Raw genomic sequence first — 19,168 nt, 5'->3', positions numbered from 1 at the left:
TTTTATTTGTGAATATTATAACATAAAATCGAAATTATGGGAAGGCTTTCCTAAGACTAAACTTTAAATTTTTACTAATTTTAGAAATCCTTTCCATCCTTATTCTATACACTTATTTTATTAATTTATAATTATTATTTTAGTTAGGTTTATATTTTCTATACTAAATCATTTAATATATTTTACCAATTGGAGTAATAATAAATTTCTGAAATAAAGATTAGATTAAAGTTATCAGCCAGTAATGACTGCATTTAATTCTAAATAAAAAGAGAATCGCAATGATTCTCTCTTCTTCTATTACACCAATATAAAACACTCAGGTCTAATCAACATAAGTTTCTTCATTTTTATTAAGATAAGCGTATGGTAATCCTATCAAGAATCCTCCACCAATCAAGTTGGCGATAAAGGTAACTCCCCAATGGCGTAGGATATTTGGAATATCAAAGTTAGCAATTTGGTCAGAAACAATACTAAATTTAATAATGCTAAAGGATGAAAAGTTAGCTGCAATATGCTCGTTAGATAAGAAAACAAACATAGAAATAGCTGATAAGATAATCCATAGCTTAGCACTGCTATCTTTAACCAAAATAGATGATAGAATGGCAATATTTACGAACATATTTGCCAAAATCCCTTCCAACAAGACCAACTCACTAGGTCGTGCTAACTTCTTAGCTACAATTTTGGCTAGATAACTGTCGTGTGTCAGGTGTGAAAAAGCAGATGAATTAGCAAAGCACCAACCTGCCAAGATAGCTCCAACTAAGTTGAAAAAGGCACAATAGACTAAGATAATAAAAGCTTTCTTCCAATCAATCTTCTTCAAGAATGTTCCAGCTGTCAGGTACATCATGTTGGACGTGACCAATTCAGCATTTAAAAATACAATGTAAACAAGTCCCCAAGCAAATACAAAGGGAAAAAGAAAATAGCCAGCACTTGGAACGATGCTATTGAGTAGATCAGCACCGATAGCCCCAGCGGCTGTACTAAAGGTTAAGAAAGCACCTGCAAACATCGAGCGAATGGCATATTTGAACTTACTTTTGTCAAATAAACTTTCTTTCTTATGACAATAATAATCAATCTTTGAAATAAATTCTGAAGAACTCATATAAACTCCTAAAAATTTTTCTGTTACTATTATAACATAAAAAGCTTTAAGGAAATAAAGATTTTTTCTTTTTTTAATTAATTTCAGACCTTATTTTTCCATCATCTTTTTTAGAAATCTTTACCCAAGCTACAGCGAAAAATCATTACCATCTAGTTATTAGTTGCCAAAGTTCATCATTTCTTCTCTACTCATTCCAACAAGCTCTGAAACCCACAAGCCCACAATATCTGACAAAACAGAATCGCAGAGATATTCATTCTCACCATGACCATATTTACAAATGAAAAGAGGGGTTCTTATGGCTGATTGATAAAATTTTAAGGCTAACTCTTGCAGTTTTTCTGGATTAAATTCAAATCCCAACTCTTGTGCAAGTCCAGTTCTCACTTTATCCCAATCTTCACCTTTTGACTGATAATTTTCTCGTGCTTTGTCGATAAATTCCTGACTGAATTTTTCCAACAAATGCTTGTTTTGATAGAGCAAACGACAGGAAAAGTCTGAGATAGAACCAGCATGAAGTAAGAAGGTAAGCAGGTCATCAAGGCTTTCTGCCACTCTCCCAACTTGGCCTTCACTTCCTATAAAGCCGATACTATCATCTTCAAGAATTACATATTCTCCCCCACTACCGTCTTTAGCAAAGGCTATGGGCGATAGAGAATAAACTTCATTGTTCTGAGAAAATTCAACCTCTTTCAACTGGTCATAAAAGAGAATATCGCATTCTTGCATCAATAAAATTCTTAGTTGTTTATCTTCTCTTATTACTTGTAGTTGATTCATATTAGCTACTCTCCTAGCTTTGATAATTGTCACAAGTGACAACAGCAATCGACTCTTAATAATAATAATAATAGATTTTAATATGGCACTTCTTGGCCACATTGGCAAGATTTTTCACTAACTCCTCGTTTCTTTTGCTTTTTCCAAAATGAAAAGTAAAAGATTTTCCATCTTTCCTTGTAAAGTACAGATGATACCTGTCCCCATTCATTCTTCTCCCTCGAACGTAATCAATATCAATCTGTCTAATTTCAGCTAGAGGAACAATCCTTTTTCTAAAAAGAATAATCGTGTGAATGTATAATCTTCCCTTTGCAATATGAAAAGGATCCAACATACTCCCACCACTTTTTAAGGATGTCTTAACTCTTTGGAAAAAAAGATAGAAATAAAATAGTGCTAAAAAAATTAACAAAAATCTAATGGCCTGATTTTCCCAAAGGATTTCAAAATCTGAAATACGATAACTATACATATTAAAATAATTCCTTTTTTCTTTATTATACCACTTTTGTTGAGCTTCTAGGTTGGTGGACAAGGAAAAAGACTGAACAAAGTTCAGCCCTTTTTAATAATATTAGATGTGATATCTTTATCTGGTCAAATCGAGTCGTTTCCCGATTTTTCCGATAAGAATAGCACCAATAATGAGTGAAGCGAATTCTCCGATAGCAGTTGTAAACCAAGTTAAGAAGAAAGGTGCTTCCGCTACGATATTCAATTCTGCAGCAATGGTGATCATTGAAATCGAAAAAAGAATTGAAAAGAAGAAATGATCTTTTCGAATCAATCCATTAAAAAGATAGTCTTTGCTGTATTTGCTGAACAACCATACTCCCAGGCTAAGGAATACCAGTGTAGAACCGCCTCCAACAGCGACATCAATAATTCCAAAACTGAAGAAATTAGCAATCATACATCCAATAGTAACACCGATAATGTACTTAGGATTGTAGAAAGCCAAGAAATTCATCATCTCAGAAATACGGAATTGATAAGCGCCATAGCTGATGGCATTAAGGGGTGGTGTGATTGTCAACACCACATAAATAGCTGCGACAATGGCAATATCCGCCAAATCACGGACAGTTAATTTTTTCATGTTTTCTCCTTTAGTGACAATATCACATATAATATGCTTGGTGAAAGAAGCTAAGCACCAAGGGTTGAGCAAGTCAACCTTACAAGTATAGCACATTTATCTCCTTTATGCTATACTATTTTTATGAAAACATACATCAAAAAATTCTTCGATAATGAAGTCCTCTCCTACTTATTTTTCGGGGTTGCAACTACTCTTGTTTCGATCATTGTTCGTATCACCATTTTTTACCTTTGCCAACAAGAATTATGGGCGACTGCTCTGGGAAATATAACTGGAATTTTGTTTGCTTTTTTCACCAATGATACCATTGTTTTTAAACAGAAACGAAAAAATTGGTTCAAGCGTCTGATAAAATTTACGACTGCTAGATTCATAACCTTCCTCTTAGACCTGCTGCTGACCTTTATTTTTGTGACGAGCTTCCCCCATATTATCGGTCAGTTTGTAGGTGATAATCTCAATACTATCAATACAATTGAGACTATTTTTGCACAAGTTACTATCATAGTCCTCAATTACATCTTCAGTAAAGTTTTTGTTTTTAAGAAACACTAAGCATATTTCTTGCATTCAATAGATGATTAAGTTATAATTTAGGTTGTAAAAATTTCGAAAGGAAAAAGAAAATGTTAAAAGATCTTAAAGAATTTTTGCTCCGAGGTAACGTCGTAGACCTTGCTGTCGGTGTGATCATCGCTTCTGCTTTTGGTGCTATCGTAACTTCATTTGTTAATGATATCATCACTCCACTTCTATTGAACCCTGCCTTGAAAGCTGCGAAAATTGAACGTATTGCTGAACTTTCATGGAATGGGGTTGCTTACGGTAACTTCTTGAGCGCTGTTATCAACTTCCTTGTAGTTGGTACAGTTCTATTCTTTGTGATTAAAGCAATGGAAAAAGCTCAAAATCTTCGTAAAAAAGAAGAAGTCGCTGAAGAGGCACCTGCTGGTCCAACTGAATTGGAAGTTCTTCAAGAAATCAAAGCTCTTCTTGAGAAAAAATAATCATATAGAGGATTCGGTTCAATACTGAATCCTTTTTTACTTGTCCTTTTGCTGAGTTTAGAAAAAACTTGAGTTTAGCTCTCTTTTTTGATATAATAATTAAAGTTTCCACCCTTAGTGTAATGGATATCACGTAAGATTCCGGTTCTTGAGATGGGGGTTCGATTCCCTCAGGGTGGATAGATGTAAACAAAAAACAGCTAAATTGCTGTTTTTTTCTGTATTAATCTTGTCTTTGAATATAGATCATTGATACCAAGGAAAGTAAAATAACTCCAAGTCCGATGATTAAAAAGGAAACTAATTGCACACTTGGTAGAAAAGTCATCAAACCTTTCGCAATCGGCATAAAGAGAATTGCCAGTGTAAAAATGGTACTCAATACCCTCCCCAGATAGTCTCCATCAACCTTGGTTTGTACCTGAGTAAAGAAGTGAATATTAAAAATTGTCATAAATAATTCACAAACTAGGTTTCCTGAAAAGGTAAGAAAATTAGGCAGTGGTAAGCCCATCATGAAAACTCCTACTCCTGTGAGGATCAATAAGAACAAAAGTGTATTCATGCTCGATTTAAATTTATTTGCTATCAGTGCTCCTATGATTGATCCAATCGCACCCATGGTTAAGATAGTCGCATAGGCTCCGTCTACCCCATAGAGTTTATTTGAAAAAGGAAGCAAAAACTCAAAGGCTGCAAAAAAGAAATTCACACTTGAAGCCACTAACAAGAGAAAGAAAATTTCTTTTTGATGCCTGATATAGTGCAAGCCATCTTTGATATCCGCCAAAATATCTTTCCCGGTGAAACTCTTCTGCTCTTGAACCTTTGGTTCTTCTTTTGGAAGTAAGACCACAAGAACAAAGGCTATAAAAAAAGTCAAAGCATCTAGCAAGAGCGTAAGATGAAGACTAGCAAATTGTAAAACAAGGAAAGAAAGCACAGGAGAACTAACACCAACCACCTGCAAAACTAGCTCCAAACGAGAGTTATAGGTCACTATCTCGTCTTTCTCTACAACCTCCGTTATAATAGCTTTATTAGCAGTGCGAGAAAATGCAAAGGCTACTGCCTGAACAATATTAGCAAAAATCAAAGCGCCAATCATCCAGCTATCATTTCTTATAAAAGAAATAACTAGACAGAGAATCCCACAAACCAAGTCTGTTGTCATTAAAATCTTGCGACGAGAAAAACGGTCTGAAATAACTCCACCAAAGGGATTGACTAGAATGGATGTGACGAGTTCAGAGATCTGATAAATCCCTAGAACGGTCTGTCCTATCGTTCCCATTGAGGCCAACCAAACACTGTTTCCATAATCATAGAGCATATTTCCTATCTTGTTTATAGCTCCACGACTAATTAACTGTACTGCGTATCGATTCATAAAAACTCCTCTCAAATTTTGAAACTATTGTATCAAAACTTGGAGGAGTTTCTCATTTTTCCCATATTTGGGAAAATTAATCTTTGACAAATTTCTCGTAGTGTTCCTGATAGTAGGCTACTTGCTCTGGAAGACCTAGTAGGTCAAAAATACTCATGGCCTCTTTCATCTGCTTACAGCCTTCTTTACACTGTCCTTTTTGGTACAAGGAAAAGCCTTTTAGATAATGGAAAATATTACGCTCATACAGTTTGATCCCTTTACCAATAATCTTCTCTGTATAAGTCTCAAAATAGCTTGCATTTTCAAAAGAAAGATGCTCTAAACAATGCTGGTAACAATTAAGGGCTAAAATCAAGACCAGTTTTCTATGGCGACCAATTTCTTGATAAAATTCTTCCCTCTCCATCACTTCTCTACCAAGTCGAGCAACATAGTCAACATCATAGAAGCTATAGAGATTACCAAAAAGAATCAACTCATACATGGTCCATTCATCCGTTTGGAAAAGATAATCTGCCACCTTATCCAGATCACCTTGCTTCATAGTGAAGCTATCATCTCTTTGACAAATCAGACCTTGTAACAAAATCCAGTTCAGCTCAAAATAGAGGGGATTTGTTGAACTCTTAGCCTTTTCAAGTTGTTCTTCTTGAAGTGTTTGAAAACCTGCAATATCATTTGAGTAGTAAAGCGGAATAATCTGAGCCATCAAGCCGACATGCTCATGATGTTGAAAATTTCTAGTCTTATCCATAAAATTCTCTATCGTCACGTGAATATTATCTAATATTTCAAAGAAACGAGATGCAGCCAGATCCGACTCCCCCAATTCAAAGCGGGATAATTGGGAGGTCGAACATGCCTCTCCTGCAGCTTCTTTTAGAGAGTAATTCTTACTGATTCGAAATTCACGAAAGACTTTTCCAAGATTTTCCATTTTACACCTGTTCCGATAATTCTTCCCACTCTAGCATAGCTTCTTCCTGACGATTGCTAATTTTATCCAGTTCTGCTTGTAATTGCATGAGTTCATCTGCATCATTGGTGGTATGCATTTGTTCAGAGATAGCTTGGGTTTGCGTTTCCAGTTCTTCGATTTCTGCCTCAAGACTTTCAATTTGTCTCATCAATTTACGCAGTTCTTTTTGACTCTCTTTTTGGGCATGGTAGTCATTAACTGGAGAAACTTCTTTTTCTTGGTCAACAGCTGCCGCTTCTTCTGCTTGGCTAGCTGCTAGCTCTGCTTTTTTATCAACATAATAGTCATAATCACCAAGATAAAGTGTTGATCCATTCTCAGATAATTCCATCACATGAGTGGCAACACGGTTGATGAAATAACGGTCATGGCTGACAAAGAGAAGAGTTCCATCAAAGTCGATCAATGCATTTTCCAGAACTTCCTTGCTATCAATGTCCAAGTGGTTAGTCGGCTCGTCGAGGATCAAGAAGTTATTGTTTTCCATGGAAAGTTTAGCTAGGAGCAATCGAGCTTTCTCTCCACCTGACAGCATGCCAACTGATTTTTTAACATCGTCACCTGAGAAAAGGAAGGCCCCTAGGCGATTACGGATTTCCAGTTCAGGTGTCAACTTAAAATCATTCCAGAGTTCGTCTAAGACTGTATTACTCGGTGTTAGTTTGCTCTGAGTCTGGTCATAGTAACCAACCTCAACATTGGCACCAAAGCGCTTTTCACCCTTAATAAAGGGAATCTGGCCCACAATGGATTTAATAAAGGTTGACTTACCAATACCGTTAGGACCAACAATGGCAATAGCATTCATCTTACGAAGATCAAGGTTGATCGGTTCAGATAAAATTTCACCATCATAGCCAATAGCAGCATTCTCCACCGTCAAAACAACATTACCAGATACTCTATTGGAATGGAAGGTCATATTAGCTGATTTCTTACCAGCTTCAGGCTTATCCAAACGATCCATCTTCTCCAGTTGCTTGCGTCGAGATTGAGCTCGTTTGGTTGTCGATGCTCGAACAAGATTTCGGTTAACAAAGTCTTCTAAGGCAGCAATTTCCTTCTGTTGCTTTTCGTAGTTTTTAGCTTCAGTTGCGAGCTTCTGCTCCTTCTGCTCCACAAAGCTCGAGTAGTTTCCTACGTATCTATCTAAAGAATGTTTGGTTAAGTCGAGTGTTATGGTTGCAACCTTATCGAGGAAATAACGGTCGTGGCTGACGATAATTAAAGCACCGCTATAATTAACTAGATAGTTTTCTAACCAGGCAATCGTTTCAATATCTAGGTGGTTAGTCGGCTCGTCCAAGACCAAGAGATTAGGCTTTTCAAGGAGCATTTTGGCAAGGGCTAAACGAGTATTTTGACCACCGGAAAGCTCAGCGATTCGCATCTGCCACATGGACTCGTCAAACTTGAATCCATTTAAGATAGAGCGAATATCAGCTTCGTATGTAAAGCCTCCAGCCTGACGGAAATTTTCTGATAGGCGATCATAGTCAGACATAAGTTTGTCTAATTCTGCACCAGTCTTTTCCCCCATCTCCAACTCCATCTGTCGAAGTTGTCTTTCAGTCTGACGCAAATCATCAAATACATGTAGCATTTCATCGTAAATAGTATTTTCAGACTCAAAGCGACTATCCTGTGCTAGATAAGAGAGGGAAATATCTTTTTTCTTATTGATTTCACCAGTGGTTGGCTCCTCTTCTCCAACCAATATCTTGAGTAAAGTAGACTTTCCAGCACCATTTTTTCCAACGAGGGCAATGCGGTCCCTTTCATCTACTTGTAGGTTTATATTATCAAAAAGAACCTCTCCTGCAAAAGAACGCTCAATTTTATTAGCTTGTAAAATAATCATACAGTTAGTATAGCATGTTTCGGTAAGCCGTTCAAGACTTGTGGTTTAGGTATATTTCATAACTTTTTCAGAAACTTATGCTAAGGTTTTACTAAAACTTCAAATCGTGGTATAATGAAGGCGATCAGATTATATATTAAAGGAGATTTCCTATGGCTTACCAAGAAAACTACCAAAAATGGGTTGATTTCGCAGAACTTCCAGACTATCTTCGTCATGATTTGGAAAACATGGACGAAAAAACTAAGGAAGACGCATTCTATACAAATCTTGAGTTTGGTACTGCAGGTATGCGTGGATTGATTGGTGCTGGAACTAACCGCATTAATATCTACGTTGTTCGTCAAGCAACTGAAGGTTTGGCTCGTTTGATTGAGTCAAAAGGTGGAAATGAAAAAGAACGTGGTGTAGCCATCGCTTATGATAGCCGTCACTTCTCTCCAGAGTTTGCCTTTGAATCTGCAGCAGTTCTTGCTAAACACGGTATTAAATCTTATGTTTTTGAAAGTCTTCGTCCAACTCCTGAACTTTCATTTGCCGTTCGTCACCTCAATTGTTTCGCAGGTATCATGATTACTGCTAGCCACAACCCTGCTCCGTTTAACGGATACAAGGTATATGGTGAAGACGGTGGACAAATGCCTCCACACGATGCGGATGCTTTGACAACTTATATCCGTGCTATCGAAAATCCATTTGCAGTTGAAGTTGCTGATGTAGAAGCTGAAAAAGCATCTGGTTTGATTGAAGTTATTGGTGACGCAATTGACACTGAGTACCTCAAAGAAGTAAAAGACGTTAACATCAACCCTGCCTTGATTGAAGAGTTTGGTAAAGACATGAAGATTGTCTACACTCCACTTCATGGTACTGGTGAAATGTTAGCTCGTCGTGCTCTTGCTCAAGCAGGATTTGATTCTGTTCAAGTCGTTGAAGCGCAAGCAACTCCAGACCCAGACTTCTCAACTGTTAAATCTCCAAACCCAGAAAGCCAAGCAGCCTTTGCCCTTGCAGAAGAACTTGGTCGCCAAGTAGGAGCTGATGTGCTTGTTGCAACTGACCCTGACGCTGACCGTGTCGGTGTTGAAGTTCTTCAAAAAGACGGTAGCTATCTTAACCTTTCAGGTAACCAAATCGGTGCTATCATGGCTAAATACATCTTGGAAGCCCACAAAAACGCTGGAACTCTTCCTGAAAATGCCGCTCTCTGCAAATCTATCGTTTCAACTGACTTGGTAACGAAGATTGCTGAAAGCTACGGCGCAACTATGTTCAACGTCTTGACTGGTTTCAAATTCATCGCTGAAAAAATCCAAGAATTCGAAGAAAAACACAACCACACTTACATGATGGGATTTGAAGAAAGCTTCGGTTACTTGATTAAACCATTCGTACGTGATAAAGATGCTATCCAAGCCGTTCTTGTCGTTGCTGAACTTGCTGCCTACTACCGTTCACGTGGTTTAACACTTGCTGACGGCATCGAAGAAATCTACAAAGAGTACGGTTACTATGCAGAAAAAACAATCTCTGTTACTCTTTCAGGTGTCGATGGTGCTGAACAAATCAAAGCGATCATGGCTAAATTCCGTAACAATGCTCCGAAAGAATGGAACACAACAGCTATCACTGTCGTAGAAGACTTCAAGGCTCAAACTGCTACTGCTGCTGACGGTACTGTTACAAACTTGACAACTCCTCCAAGTGACGTGTTGAAATACACACTTGCTGACGGTTCATGGATTGCCGTTCGCCCTTCAGGGACAGAACCAAAAATCAAGTTCTACATTGCAGTTGTAGGTGAAACCAACGAAGAATCACAAGCTAAAATTGCCAACATTGAAGCAGAAATCAATGCTTTTGTAAAATAAAGTCCTATAAAAGATGAGACCAACCAATCTCATCTTTTTTCGTATCAAATCTAAGCAATTTTAGAAACTTTATGGCATACTAGACATATCAATGAAAGCGAGGTAATCTCATGGAACAATTTTTAGATAATATCAAAGACCTTGAAGTCACTACAGTAGCGCGTGCGCAAGAAGCTCTTGATAAAAAAGAAACTGCAACCTTCTTTATCGGTCGCAAAACTTGCCCTTACTGTCGTAAATTTGCAGGTACTTTAGCAGGTGTCGTAGCTGAAACCAAAGCTCACATCTACTTCATCAACAGTGAAGAACCAAGCCAACTCAATGAGTTGCAAGAATTCCGCTCACGCTACGGAATCCCAACTGTACCAGGATTTGTTCACATTGCGGATGGACAAATCAATGTCCGTTGCGACTCTTCAATGTCAGCACAAGAAATCAAAGAATTTGCTGGGTTGTAAAATAGTATATAAAAAAGAAGGCATAGGCCTTCTTTTTTATATATCAGCTAATGGTGTGGCGGTGTCTGGTGAAGTGTCGTAAACCTGAAAATCTACTCCTACTCCTAGGTCTGCTTGAGCTAACTGATTGACCATAGTCATGTGGGCTAGCTCCTTGATATTATTTTCCTTAGACAAATGGCCTAGGTAAATCTTCTTGGTACGATTACCTAGTGTCCGAATCATAGCATCTGCTCCATCCTCATTTGAGAGGTGGCCAAGGTCAGACAGGATCCGTTGTTTGAGTCGCCATGCGTAAGATCCTGCTCGCAGGATTTCAACATCATGATTAGACTCAATCAAGTAGCCATCGGCATTCTCGACAATGCCAGCCATACGGTCACTAACATAGCCTGTATCCGTCAGCATGACAAAGCTCTTATCGTCCTTCATAAAACGATAAAACTGGGGCGCAACTGCATCATGACTCACACCAAAGCTCTCAATATCGATATCGCCAAAGGTTTTGGTTTTTCCCATCTCAAAAATATGCTTTTGCGACGAGTCAACCTTACCGAGATACTTACTATTTTCCATAGCCTGCCAAGTTTTCTCATTGGCATAAAGATCCATGCCGTACTTGCGAGCAAGGACGCCTACACCGTGGATATGGTCTGAATGCTCATGCGTTATCAAGATAGCATCCAAATCCTCTGGTTTACGATTGATTTCACTCAAAAGGCTTGTAATTTTTTTGCCAGATAGTCCCGCATCTACTAAAATTTTCTTTTTTGGTGTCTCCAAGTAGAAAGAATTTCCACTGGAACCCGATGCTAAAATACTGTATTTAAAACCGATATCACTCATTCTAGTCTTCTACTTCATCCTCCCAAATCTCTTCTTTCACGGCATCTTTATCGTATGGAAGTACGATGGTAAAAGTAGAGCCCTTGCCATATTCACTCTTAGCCCAGATAAAGCCCTTATGTTGCTTGATGATTTCCTTGGCGATAGCCAATCCTAATCCTGTTCCACCCTGAGCACGACTTCTTGCTCTGTCAACTCGATAGAAACGGTCAAAAATCTTCGGCAAATCTTGCTTTGGAATCCCTAAACCTTGGTCGGAGATAGATAAAATCATCTGATCATCTGTAGTTTTCATACTTACAGTGATTTTTCCACCATCTGGTGAATATTTGATGGCGTTATTTAGGATATTATCAATCACCTGAGTCATCTTATCCGTATCAATTTCAATCCAAACAGAGTTAATCGGATAATCTCTCACCAACTCGTACTTCTTCTCCTCATCTTGACTTCTCATCTTATCAAAACGATTGAGTATAAAAGTGATAAAGGCAGTAAAGTTAATCAACTCAACATCCAAGTGACTGGACTCATTGTCAATCCGTGAAAGGTGCAAGAGATCCGTCACCATCCGCATCATGCGGTTGGTTTCATCCAAAGAAACCTTGATAAAATCTGGAGCAACTGGTTCTGTTAGGGCTCCCTCATCCAAGGCTTCAAGGTAGGATTTTACACTTGTCAAAGGTGTACGCAATTCATGACTAACGTTCGAAACAAAAAGCCTTCTCTCACGCTCTTCTTTCTCTTGTTCAGTCGTATCATGTAAGACAGCTACTAGACCAGAGATAAAGCCAGACTCTCTCCGAATCAAGGCAAAGCGCACACGCAAACTGATATATTCACCATTAAGATTCTGCGAATAAATCATCAACTCAGGACTTTGGGTAATGAGGTCTCTCAGTTCATACTCTTCTTCAATTTTGAGCAACTCTAGGATATTTTGATTAAGAGCATCATCACTTTCAATGCCTAGTTGTCTCTTGGCCATATCATTGATCATGGTAATCTGACCACGACGATTGGTCGCAAGCACTCCGTCTGTCATATAGGACAGGATACTATGTAACCTTTTACTCTCTTGTTCGAGATTTTCCTGAGTCAGACGAATTACTTCAGACAAATCATTAAGATTGTTCGTGATATTGGTAATCTCTGAACTTCCCTGCATATCCAAAACCTGAGAATAATCACCAGCAATCAAATCCTTGACCTTCTGATTTAGCTGTCTAAGGCGAATAGTATCGCGACGACTTTCCAGTAAGAGAAAAGTCACCAGCATAATAAAGCCTATTAGGATGAGGATAAAGATAAAGTCACTCGTCAAAATTGTTTGTTTAATTACTTCAATCATTATTTCTCATGTAATATCCCACTCCACGACGAGTTAGGATGTATTCAGGTCTACTTGGTGTGTCTTCAATTTTCTCACGCAAGCGTCTAATGGTTACGTCTACTGTACGGACATCCCCAAAGTAGTCATAACCCCAAACAGTTTCAAGGAGGTGCTCACGGGTGATCACTTGACCAATATGTGACGCTAGGTGATACAAGAGCTCAAACTCACGGTGAGTCAACTCTAACTCCTCTCCGTATTTCTTAGCGACATAAGCATCTGGGAGGATCTCCAAGTCACCGATTTGCAGACTTTGTAGTTTCGTTTCAGGCTCTTGGTTATCGGCAGAAGCTAGCTCCGTACGGCGAAGTAAGGCTTTAACACGAGCTTGGAGTTCACGATTTGAAAACGGCTTAGTCACATAGTCATCTGCCCCAAGTTCAAGACCGATAACCTTATCAAACTCGCTGTCTTTAGCTGAAAGCATGATAATAGGGACACTACTTGTCTTACGAATGGTTTTAGCAACTTCAAGTCCATCAATCTCTGGAAGCATCAAGTCCAAAATAATAATATCTGGTTGCCCGGCTTCAAATTGTTCAAGCGCTTCACGACCATTAAAAGCAGTTACAACTTCATAACCCTCCTTGGTCATATTGAATTTAATAATATCTGAGATGGGTTTTTCATCATCTACAATAAGTATTTTTTTCATTTAGTCACCTTTTTCCTTATCTCATTATACCAAAAAAATGTAAAGAAGACACGAAAGACCGATTCTAGTGGCTTCTTTTCAAGTAGGCTTGCCAGATTTTTTGCTGGGGTTTGGCTAGAGGATAATTGATAAATTCTTCTGGACTTAACCAAAGAACTTCTCTATCAACATATTCCTGTGTCTCAGTAACTTGTCCTGCAATTATCTGGATATGCCATTTTCGATGGCTAAAAACATGCTTGACCTCTTCAAAATGTAAGTCTTGCCAATCAACTTCTAAATCATAGTCTTGTTCAAAACTTTCCTGTGGAGATGGTCCCAGTTCTAGAATTGGTTCAGCAACTTGACTGAAAAGGTCCAAGTCATGAGTTTGGTCTGAGAATTCATCAACTTCTATCAAGGGAAAATGCCAAAATCCAGCCAAGAGTTTTTCACTCTCATTCTTTTCCAATAGGAACTGCCCCTGACTATTTTGCACCACAAGAGCCTTTAGATAAATAGGAATTGGCTTTTTCTTGGGAGCCTTGATAGGATAGCGATCCATGGTCCCATGCTGATAGGCTGCACTGAAGTCCTTAACTGGACTCTCTTGAGGTCTTGGATTGACTGGCGCCTCAATATCTGAACCCAAATCCATCAAAGCCTGATTAAAATCACCTGGACGATCTGGATCTATTAGAACTTCCATCATAGCTTGAAATATTTTTCGATTGCTAGGATTTCCAATATCATGATTCACTTCAAATAATCGTGCCAAAACACGCATGACATTGCCATCAACTGCAGGCTGGGGAAGGTTAAAGGCAATACTAGAAATTGCACCAGCTGTATAAGGACCAATTCCTTTTAAGCTTGAAATACCTTCATAAGTTGATGGAAATTCTCCATCAAAGTCCTCCATAATCTGCTGAGCTGCAGTTTGCATATTGCGGACACGAGAATAATAGCCAAGTCCTTCCCAGGCTTTTAGTAAGCGTTCCTCAGGAGCATTTGCTAAGCTCTCTACAGTCGGAAACCAATCTAAAAAACGTTCATAATAGGGAATGACGGTATCAACTCGAGTCTGCTGCAACATGATTTCAGACACCCAGATATGGTAAGGATTTTTGCTCCGTCTCCAAGGTAAATCCCGCTTATTTTCGTCATACCAGGCTAATAGTTTTTGACGGAAAGAAAAAATCTTGTCCTCTTCCCACATGGTCACACCATATTTCTCCAAATCTAACATATTTCTAGTATAGCATAACCTTCTAGGATACTCAAAAAATCAAGATAGGGCTTGTTAAAACACTCTCTTAAACTCTGTTAGAATAATAGCAATTTAACCTTTCAAGACCAGCTGATTCTATCATTTTCCTTGCTTTTTTGATATAATAAATTTAGAATGATTCTTCAAAGGAGGCATCTATGCGTTTTAATCAATTCAGTTACTATCCTGTAAGCCAGCAACAAGCTTTACAGGAATTATCCAGTCTTGGATTCAAGATTGACCAATCAACTTCAGCGAAAGAACAGTTTGAAGTTTTTGTTAGAAATTGTTTTTTCAATTATAAAAATACCGACTATCCCCTCTCAACTTTAGCGGTTGACAAAGAAACTGATCTGCTCACTTTCTTCAATTCTGATCGTGAATTAACTTCAGAAATTTTCTATACTGTTGCCTTTCAGTTGCTTGGTTTCAACTACTTAATAGACTTTGAAGATGGTCTAGCTTTTCATAAAGAAACGGCATTCCCTATTGTATACGGAGATTTGATTGACAATCTCTATCAACTCCTTAACACGCGCACTAAAAAGGGAAATACCTTGATTGATCAGCTAGTTAGTGATGGTCTTATCCCTGAGAACAATGATTACCACTACTTCAATGGAAAGAGTTTGGCTACTTTCTCAACTAACAATGTTATTCGTGAAGTTGTTTATGTGGAAACTCGTATTGATTCTGATAATGATGGTCTACCTGATTTAGTCAAGGTTAGCATCATCCGTCCGACTTACAATGGCAAAATTCCAGCTGTTATGACGGCAAGTCCTTACCATCAAGGAACCAATGATAAATCAAGCGATAAAGCTCTTTACAAAATGGAAGCTGAGCTAGAAGTCAAGGAACCACATGAAATTACGTTAGAAAATCCAACCCTGGACTTGGTTGAACCTGTCGGGGATGCTGAACTTGTTTCTGAAGCTGAAGAAAAACTGACTCATATCAATAGCAGCTACACACTTAACGACTACTTCCTTCCTAGAGGATTTGCTAATATCTATGTATCAGGTCTTGGAACCAAGAATTCACAAGGTCTGATGCCAAATGGTGATTATCGTCAAATCGAAGGCTACAAGAATGTTATTGATTGGTTAAATGGCCGTTGCCGTGCCTTTACGGACCATAGTCGTAAACGTCAAGTTAAGGCAGACTGGTCAAATGGCAAAGTCGCCACTACTGGTCTTTCTTATCTGGGTACAATGTCTAATGGTCTTGCTACTACAGGAGTTGATGGTTTAGAGGTTATCATTGCTGAAGCCGGTATTTCTTCTTGGTACAACTATTACCGAGAAAATGGTCTGGTAACAAGCCCTGGTGGCTATCCAGGGGAGGACTTCGATTCATTAGATGAATTAACTTATTCTCGTAATCTCTTAGCTGGTGACTTTATTCGTGGAAACGAGGCTCATAAAGCTTCCATAGAAGAACTCAAGAAAAATCTAGACCGTAAAACTGGAGATTATAACCAATTTTGGCATGACAGAAACTACCTACTCAATACTCAAAAGGTTAAGGCTGAAGTTGTCTTTACCCACGGTTCACAAGACTGGAATGTAAAACCTCTTCACGTCTATCAAATGTTCAATGCTCTTCCAAGTCATATTAAAAAACATCTCTTTTACCATAACGGCGCCCATGTTTATATGAACAATTGGCAGTCTATTGATTTCCGTGAATCCATGAATGCTCTTTTGACGCAGAAATTATTGAACCAAGAAACTGACTACCAACTTCCACGAGTCGTTTGGCAAGACAATACTGCTCCTCAAACCTGGCTGTCACTTGAAGATTTTGGAAATCAAACTGACCATAAAACTTTCTCTTTAGGTACTGAAGAAGCTGTTATTGAAAATCATTACCAAGATTCTGACTTCGAACGATATGGAAAGACTTACCAAACCTTTAACAATGAACTCTATCAAGGCAAGGTTAACCAGATTACGATTGACCTACCGGTGACTGAAAATATCCACCTTAATGGTCGTGTTAAACTAAACCTTCGTCTCAAGTCAAGTACAAACAAAGGCTTACTTTCTGCTCAACTTCTCGAACTTGGTCAAAAGAAATACCTTCAACCATATCCAGGAGTTTTGGCTGCTCGTACGATTGATAATGGTCGTTATCACATGCTGGAAAACCTTTGCGAACTACCATTTAGTCCAAATGCCCAACGTGTTATTACCAAAGGCTACCTCAACCTCCAAAATCGTCATGATTTATTAAAAATTGAAGAAGTTAAACCAGATGAATGGATGGAGTTCCAATTTGAACTGCAACCAACTATCTACAAACTTCAGAAAGACGATACACTTCGTCTGGTGCTCTATACTACAGACTTTGAAATCACTATACGTGACAATACAAACTATCACTTGACTGTCGATCTCGCACAGTCCAATCTTGAAATACCTTTTCAAAGGGAGGTAACTGTAGATGAACAAGGCCGAACAAAGACACCAGCTCATCCGAGCCCTAATCACTAAGCAAAAGATTCATACCCAAACTGAGCTACAAGAACTACTGATTGAAAATGGAGTCCATGTCACACAAGCAACACTTTCACGAGACATCAATCTGATGAACCTCTCTAAAATTCGTGAAGGTGAACACTCCTATTATGCAATCAATACTGGTTCCACATCAAAGTGGGAAAAACGCCTAGAAGTGTATATGGAGGAAGCCCTCTACATGATGCATCCTGTTCAACACCAGGTTGTCATCAAAACCTATCCAGGTTTGGCACAGTCCTTTGGATCCATCTTAGATGCCCTAAACTTCCCTGAAATTGTGGCTACTATCTGTGGCAATGATGTCTGTTTGGTTATCTGCGAGGATAAAGAACAAGCTCAATCTTGCTTTGAACGCCTCAAACAATTTGCACCACCTCTATTTTTTGATCGTTAATAAAATCCCGTGATGACTATCATCACGGGTTTATTTTATGATTTGTTATTTTCAGCTTGCTTTTTAGTTCTTGCTAGTCTCAAAGCACGATTTGGATTGAGGCGATTAAAGAGTTCTTCTAACTTTTTCTCATTCCAGACGTCTGCTGCAGAAACAAAATTTCCATCAGAATCTCGGAAAGATATCGGTTTATCTCCCATAGCTATCTCCTAGTCTACAAACTCAAACTCAAATTTGCCGATACGAACTAGATCTCCATCCTTGGCACCACGGGCACGGAGAGCTTCATCAACTCCCATACCACGCAACTGACGAGCAAACTTCATGACAGACTCATCACGATCAAAGTTAGTCATGTTAAAGAGTTTAATGAGTTTTTCACCTGAAAGTACCCAAGTTGCATCGTCATCACGACTAATTTCAAATGGTTTTTCTTCTTCGTCAAAACCATAATAAACTTCTTCTTCCATTTCTGACTCATCATAAAGAAGAAATTCTGGTGTCTTATCAAGAAGCTCGGCTGTTGCATCTAGTAAAGGTGCAAGACCTTGCTTAGTCAAACCTGAGATTGGGAAGATGGCTGGTAAGTCCTCGAACTCATCATAGTTAGCCGCCAATTTTTTCTTGAATTCTTCAAGATTTTCTTTGCTTTCTGGCATATCCATCTTATTAGCAACAATGATTTGGGGACGTTCCATAAGACGAAGGTTATAAGATTCCAACTCTTTGTTAATAGCAAGATAATCTTCGTAAGGATCACGTCCTTCACTGGCTGACATATCAATGATGTGAAGGATAACGCGAGTACGCTCAATATGGCGAAGGAACTGAGTTCCCAAGCCCACACCTTGACTAGCGCCTTCGATCAAACCAGGAAGGTCTGCCACTGCAAAGGACTCACCTGATTGGGTACGGACCATTCCAAGATTTGGAACAATTGTTGTAAAGTGGTAGGCACCAATTTTTGGCTTAGCCGAGGTAATCACGCTAAGAAGTGTTGATTTTCCGACAGATGGGAAGCCAACCAAACCAACATCCGCAAGGATTTTAAGTTCTAACTGTAACTCACGCTCCTGACCAGGTTCTCCATTTTCAGAAATCTCTGGAGCAGGATTTTTTGGTGTCGCAAAACGGATATTCCCACGACCACCTCGACCACCGTGAGCAACGATAAACTCTTGGCCGTGCTCAATCAAGTCAGTGATAACTTTTCCAGTTTCTGCATCACGCACAGTTGTACCTTGAGGTACTCGAACAATCAAGTCTTCTGCACCTCTACCGTGCATTCCTTTGGTCATTCCTTTTTCACCTGACTGGGCTTTGAAATGACGATTGTAACGGAAATCCATAAGGGTACGTAAACCTTCGTCTACAACGAAAATAACGTTACCACCACGGCCACCGTCACCACCCCATGGTCCTCCATTAGGGACATATTTTTCTCGGCGAAAGGCAACCATCCCATCACCACCATTTCCAGCCTTGACCTTGATCTTGGCTGTATCTAAAAACATACTCAT

General features: G+C 38.8%; 19 protein-coding genes, 1 tRNA gene and 1 riboswitch. Of the genes, 7 read left to right on the top strand and 13 right to left on the bottom strand.

The genetic code is table 11. The annotated features are described in order from the left end of the window. Positions 1-325: 325 nt before the first annotated feature. The 4 genes from ACORHT_RS04490 to ACORHT_RS04475 form a co-directional block, all read right to left on the bottom strand. Positions 326-1,123: a formate/nitrite transporter family protein gene (locus ACORHT_RS04490; protein ID WP_434350757.1), complete on the bottom strand. Its 798-nt coding sequence runs from the start codon at positions 1,121-1,123 to the stop codon at positions 326-328. Between the two features lie 159 nt (positions 1,124-1,282). Then, positions 1,283-1,912, bottom strand: a complete 630-nt coding sequence (locus tag ACORHT_RS04485) for a hypothetical protein (protein WP_434350756.1) — start codon at positions 1,910-1,912, stop codon at positions 1,283-1,285. 55 nt (positions 1,913-1,967) lie between these two features. Further along, complete coding sequence (locus ACORHT_RS04480) at positions 1,968-2,387, bottom strand: hypothetical protein (protein ID WP_434350755.1); 420 nt, start codon at positions 2,385-2,387, stop codon at positions 1,968-1,970. Positions 2,388-2,504: 117 nt separating this feature from the next. After that, positions 2,505-3,014, bottom strand: a complete 510-nt coding sequence (locus ACORHT_RS04475) for a QueT transporter family protein (protein WP_434350754.1) — start codon at positions 3,012-3,014, stop codon at positions 2,505-2,507. After that, positions 3,012-3,109: riboswitch (PreQ1 riboswitch) on the bottom strand. It overlaps the preceding gene by 3 nt. 28 nt (positions 3,110-3,137) lie before the next feature. Between ACORHT_RS04475 and ACORHT_RS04470 the strand changes: the two genes are divergently transcribed. The 3 genes from ACORHT_RS04470 (at position 3,138) to ACORHT_RS04460 (ending at position 4,204) form a co-directional block, all read left to right on the top strand. Further along, a complete protein-coding gene (locus ACORHT_RS04470; protein WP_434350753.1) occupies positions 3,138-3,572 on the top strand; it encodes a GtrA family protein in 435 nt (144 codons plus the stop codon). Positions 3,573-3,643: 71 nt separating this feature from the next. Then, positions 3,644-4,024: a large conductance mechanosensitive channel protein MscL gene (gene mscL, locus ACORHT_RS04465; protein WP_045763279.1), complete on the top strand. Its 381-nt coding sequence runs from the start codon at positions 3,644-3,646 to the stop codon at positions 4,022-4,024. A gap of 108 nt (positions 4,025-4,132) precedes the next feature. Further along, positions 4,133-4,204: transfer RNA gene (locus tag ACORHT_RS04460), tRNA-Arg, on the top strand. 43 nt (positions 4,205-4,247) lie between these two features. On the opposite strand, the gene ACORHT_RS04455 is transcribed toward ACORHT_RS04460, so the two are convergent. The 3 genes from ACORHT_RS04455 to ACORHT_RS04445 all read right to left on the bottom strand — a co-directional run bounded on the left by ACORHT_RS04455 (position 4,248) and on the right by ACORHT_RS04445 (position 8,257). Next, positions 4,248-5,414, bottom strand: coding sequence for an MFS transporter (locus ACORHT_RS04455; protein WP_434350752.1), 1,167 nt, complete (start codon positions 5,412-5,414; stop codon positions 4,248-4,250). A gap of 76 nt (positions 5,415-5,490) precedes the next feature. Next, on the bottom strand, positions 5,491-6,354 hold the full coding sequence (locus ACORHT_RS04450) for an XRE/MutR family transcriptional regulator (RefSeq protein WP_434350751.1): 864 nt from the start codon (positions 6,352-6,354) through the stop codon (positions 5,491-5,493). Position 6,355: 1 nt separating this feature from the next. Continuing rightward, the gene (locus ACORHT_RS04445; protein ID WP_434350750.1) at positions 6,356-8,257 is read right to left on the bottom strand and encodes an ABC-F family ATP-binding cassette domain-containing protein; all 1,902 of its coding nucleotides are present in this window, start codon (positions 8,255-8,257) and stop codon (positions 6,356-6,358) included. A 152-nt stretch (positions 8,258-8,409) separates the two neighbouring features. Here ACORHT_RS04445 and ACORHT_RS04440 point away from each other — a divergent pair, with 152 nt between their 5' ends. Further along, positions 8,410-10,128, top strand: coding sequence for a phospho-sugar mutase (locus ACORHT_RS04440; RefSeq protein ID WP_075229478.1), 1,719 nt, complete (start codon positions 8,410-8,412; stop codon positions 10,126-10,128). 110 nt (positions 10,129-10,238) lie between these two features. Next, a complete protein-coding gene (locus ACORHT_RS04435; protein WP_000434637.1) occupies positions 10,239-10,586 on the top strand; it encodes a thioredoxin in 348 nt (115 codons plus the stop codon). 36 nt (positions 10,587-10,622) lie between these two features. Here the strand turns inward: ACORHT_RS04435 and ACORHT_RS04430 are convergent, their stop codons facing one another. The 4 genes from ACORHT_RS04430 to mutY form a co-directional block, all read right to left on the bottom strand. Then, positions 10,623-11,432 carry an MBL fold metallo-hydrolase gene (locus tag ACORHT_RS04430; protein WP_075229477.1) on the bottom strand — a complete coding sequence of 270 codons (810 nt, stop codon included), beginning with the start codon at positions 11,430-11,432 and terminating at the stop codon, positions 10,623-10,625. Position 11,433: 1 nt separating this feature from the next. Next, entirely contained in the window at positions 11,434-12,783 is a 1,350-nt protein-coding gene (vicK, locus tag ACORHT_RS04425; protein WP_434350749.1) for a cell wall metabolism sensor histidine kinase VicK, read from the bottom strand. Then, positions 12,776-13,480: a response regulator YycF gene (yycF, locus tag ACORHT_RS04420; RefSeq protein ID WP_434350748.1), complete on the bottom strand. Its 705-nt coding sequence runs from the start codon at positions 13,478-13,480 to the stop codon at positions 12,776-12,778. Before yycF ends, vicK begins: the two co-directional genes overlap by 8 nt. 64 nt (positions 13,481-13,544) lie before the next feature. After that, positions 13,545-14,708, bottom strand: coding sequence for an A/G-specific adenine glycosylase (mutY, locus tag ACORHT_RS04415; protein WP_434350747.1), 1,164 nt, complete (start codon positions 14,706-14,708; stop codon positions 13,545-13,547). A 179-nt stretch (positions 14,709-14,887) separates the two neighbouring features. Here mutY and ACORHT_RS04410 point away from each other — a divergent pair, with 179 nt between their 5' ends. Beyond that, positions 14,888-17,227 (top strand): Xaa-Pro dipeptidyl-peptidase, encoded by a 2,340-nt coding sequence (locus tag ACORHT_RS04410; protein ID WP_434350746.1) that lies wholly within the window; start codon positions 14,888-14,890, stop codon positions 17,225-17,227. Further along, the gene (locus ACORHT_RS04405; protein WP_075229474.1) at positions 17,178-17,648 is read left to right on the top strand and encodes an arginine repressor; all 471 of its coding nucleotides are present in this window, start codon (positions 17,178-17,180) and stop codon (positions 17,646-17,648) included. Before ACORHT_RS04410 ends, ACORHT_RS04405 begins: the two co-directional genes overlap by 50 nt. A 35-nt stretch (positions 17,649-17,683) precedes the next feature. Here the strand turns inward: ACORHT_RS04405 and ACORHT_RS04400 are convergent, their stop codons facing one another. Together ACORHT_RS04400 and obgE are read right to left on the bottom strand one after the other, a co-directional pair. Continuing rightward, positions 17,684-17,848, bottom strand: coding sequence for a hypothetical protein (locus ACORHT_RS04400; protein WP_142995353.1), 165 nt, complete (start codon positions 17,846-17,848; stop codon positions 17,684-17,686). A gap of 9 nt (positions 17,849-17,857) precedes the next feature. Then, the gene (obgE, locus tag ACORHT_RS04395; protein ID WP_434350745.1) at positions 17,858-19,168 is read right to left on the bottom strand and encodes a GTPase ObgE; all 1,311 of its coding nucleotides are present in this window, start codon (positions 19,166-19,168) and stop codon (positions 17,858-17,860) included.

It is taken from the genome of Streptococcus sp. KHUD_014, from assembly GCF_051106275.1.
Lineage (GTDB): Bacteria > Bacillota > Bacilli > Lactobacillales > Streptococcaceae > Streptococcus.
Note: the sequence above shows the minus strand (reverse complement) of the source record. Positions and strands in the feature narration are given on the sequence as shown.

Bases quoted from the DNA above. Each gene is read 5' to 3' on its own strand.
- vicK (WP_434350749.1), bottom strand. From the start codon at position 12,783: ATGATTGAAGTAATTAAACAAACAATTTTGACGAGTGACTTTATCTTT.
- mutY (WP_434350747.1), bottom strand. From the start codon at position 14,708: ATGTTAGATTTGGAGAAATATGGTGTGACCATGTGGGAAGAGGACAAG.
- ACORHT_RS04400 (WP_142995353.1), bottom strand. From the start codon at position 17,848: ATGGGAGATAAACCGATATCTTTCCGAGATTCTGATGGAAATTTTGTT.
- ACORHT_RS04475 (WP_434350754.1), bottom strand. From the start codon at position 3,014: ATGAAAAAATTAACTGTCCGTGATTTGGCGGATATTGCCATTGTCGCA.
- ACORHT_RS04455 (WP_434350752.1), bottom strand. From the start codon at position 5,414: ATGAATCGATACGCAGTACAGTTAATTAGTCGTGGAGCTATAAACAAG.
- ACORHT_RS04405 (WP_075229474.1), top strand. From the start codon at position 17,178: ATGAACAAGGCCGAACAAAGACACCAGCTCATCCGAGCCCTAATCACT.
- ACORHT_RS04430 (WP_075229477.1), bottom strand. From the start codon at position 11,432: ATGAGTGATATCGGTTTTAAATACAGTATTTTAGCATCGGGTTCCAGT.
- ACORHT_RS04470 (WP_434350753.1), top strand. From the start codon at position 3,138: ATGAAAACATACATCAAAAAATTCTTCGATAATGAAGTCCTCTCCTAC.
- ACORHT_RS04435 (WP_000434637.1), top strand. From the start codon at position 10,239: ATGGAACAATTTTTAGATAATATCAAAGACCTTGAAGTCACTACAGTA.
- ACORHT_RS04485 (WP_434350756.1), bottom strand. From the start codon at position 1,912: ATGAATCAACTACAAGTAATAAGAGAAGATAAACAACTAAGAATTTTA.
- ACORHT_RS04445 (WP_434350750.1), bottom strand. From the start codon at position 8,257: ATGATTATTTTACAAGCTAATAAAATTGAGCGTTCTTTTGCAGGAGAG.
- obgE (WP_434350745.1), bottom strand. From the start codon at position 19,168: ATGAGTATGTTTTTAGATACAGCCAAGATCAAGGTCAAGGCTGGAAAT.
- ACORHT_RS04490 (WP_434350757.1), bottom strand. From the start codon at position 1,123: ATGAGTTCTTCAGAATTTATTTCAAAGATTGATTATTATTGTCATAAG.
- mscL (WP_045763279.1), top strand. From the start codon at position 3,644: ATGTTAAAAGATCTTAAAGAATTTTTGCTCCGAGGTAACGTCGTAGAC.
- ACORHT_RS04480 (WP_434350755.1), bottom strand. From the start codon at position 2,387: ATGTATAGTTATCGTATTTCAGATTTTGAAATCCTTTGGGAAAATCAG.
- ACORHT_RS04450 (WP_434350751.1), bottom strand. From the start codon at position 6,354: ATGGAAAATCTTGGAAAAGTCTTTCGTGAATTTCGAATCAGTAAGAAT.
- yycF (WP_434350748.1), bottom strand. From the start codon at position 13,480: ATGAAAAAAATACTTATTGTAGATGATGAAAAACCCATCTCAGATATT.
- ACORHT_RS04440 (WP_075229478.1), top strand. From the start codon at position 8,410: ATGGCTTACCAAGAAAACTACCAAAAATGGGTTGATTTCGCAGAACTT.
- ACORHT_RS04410 (WP_434350746.1), top strand. From the start codon at position 14,888: ATGCGTTTTAATCAATTCAGTTACTATCCTGTAAGCCAGCAACAAGCT.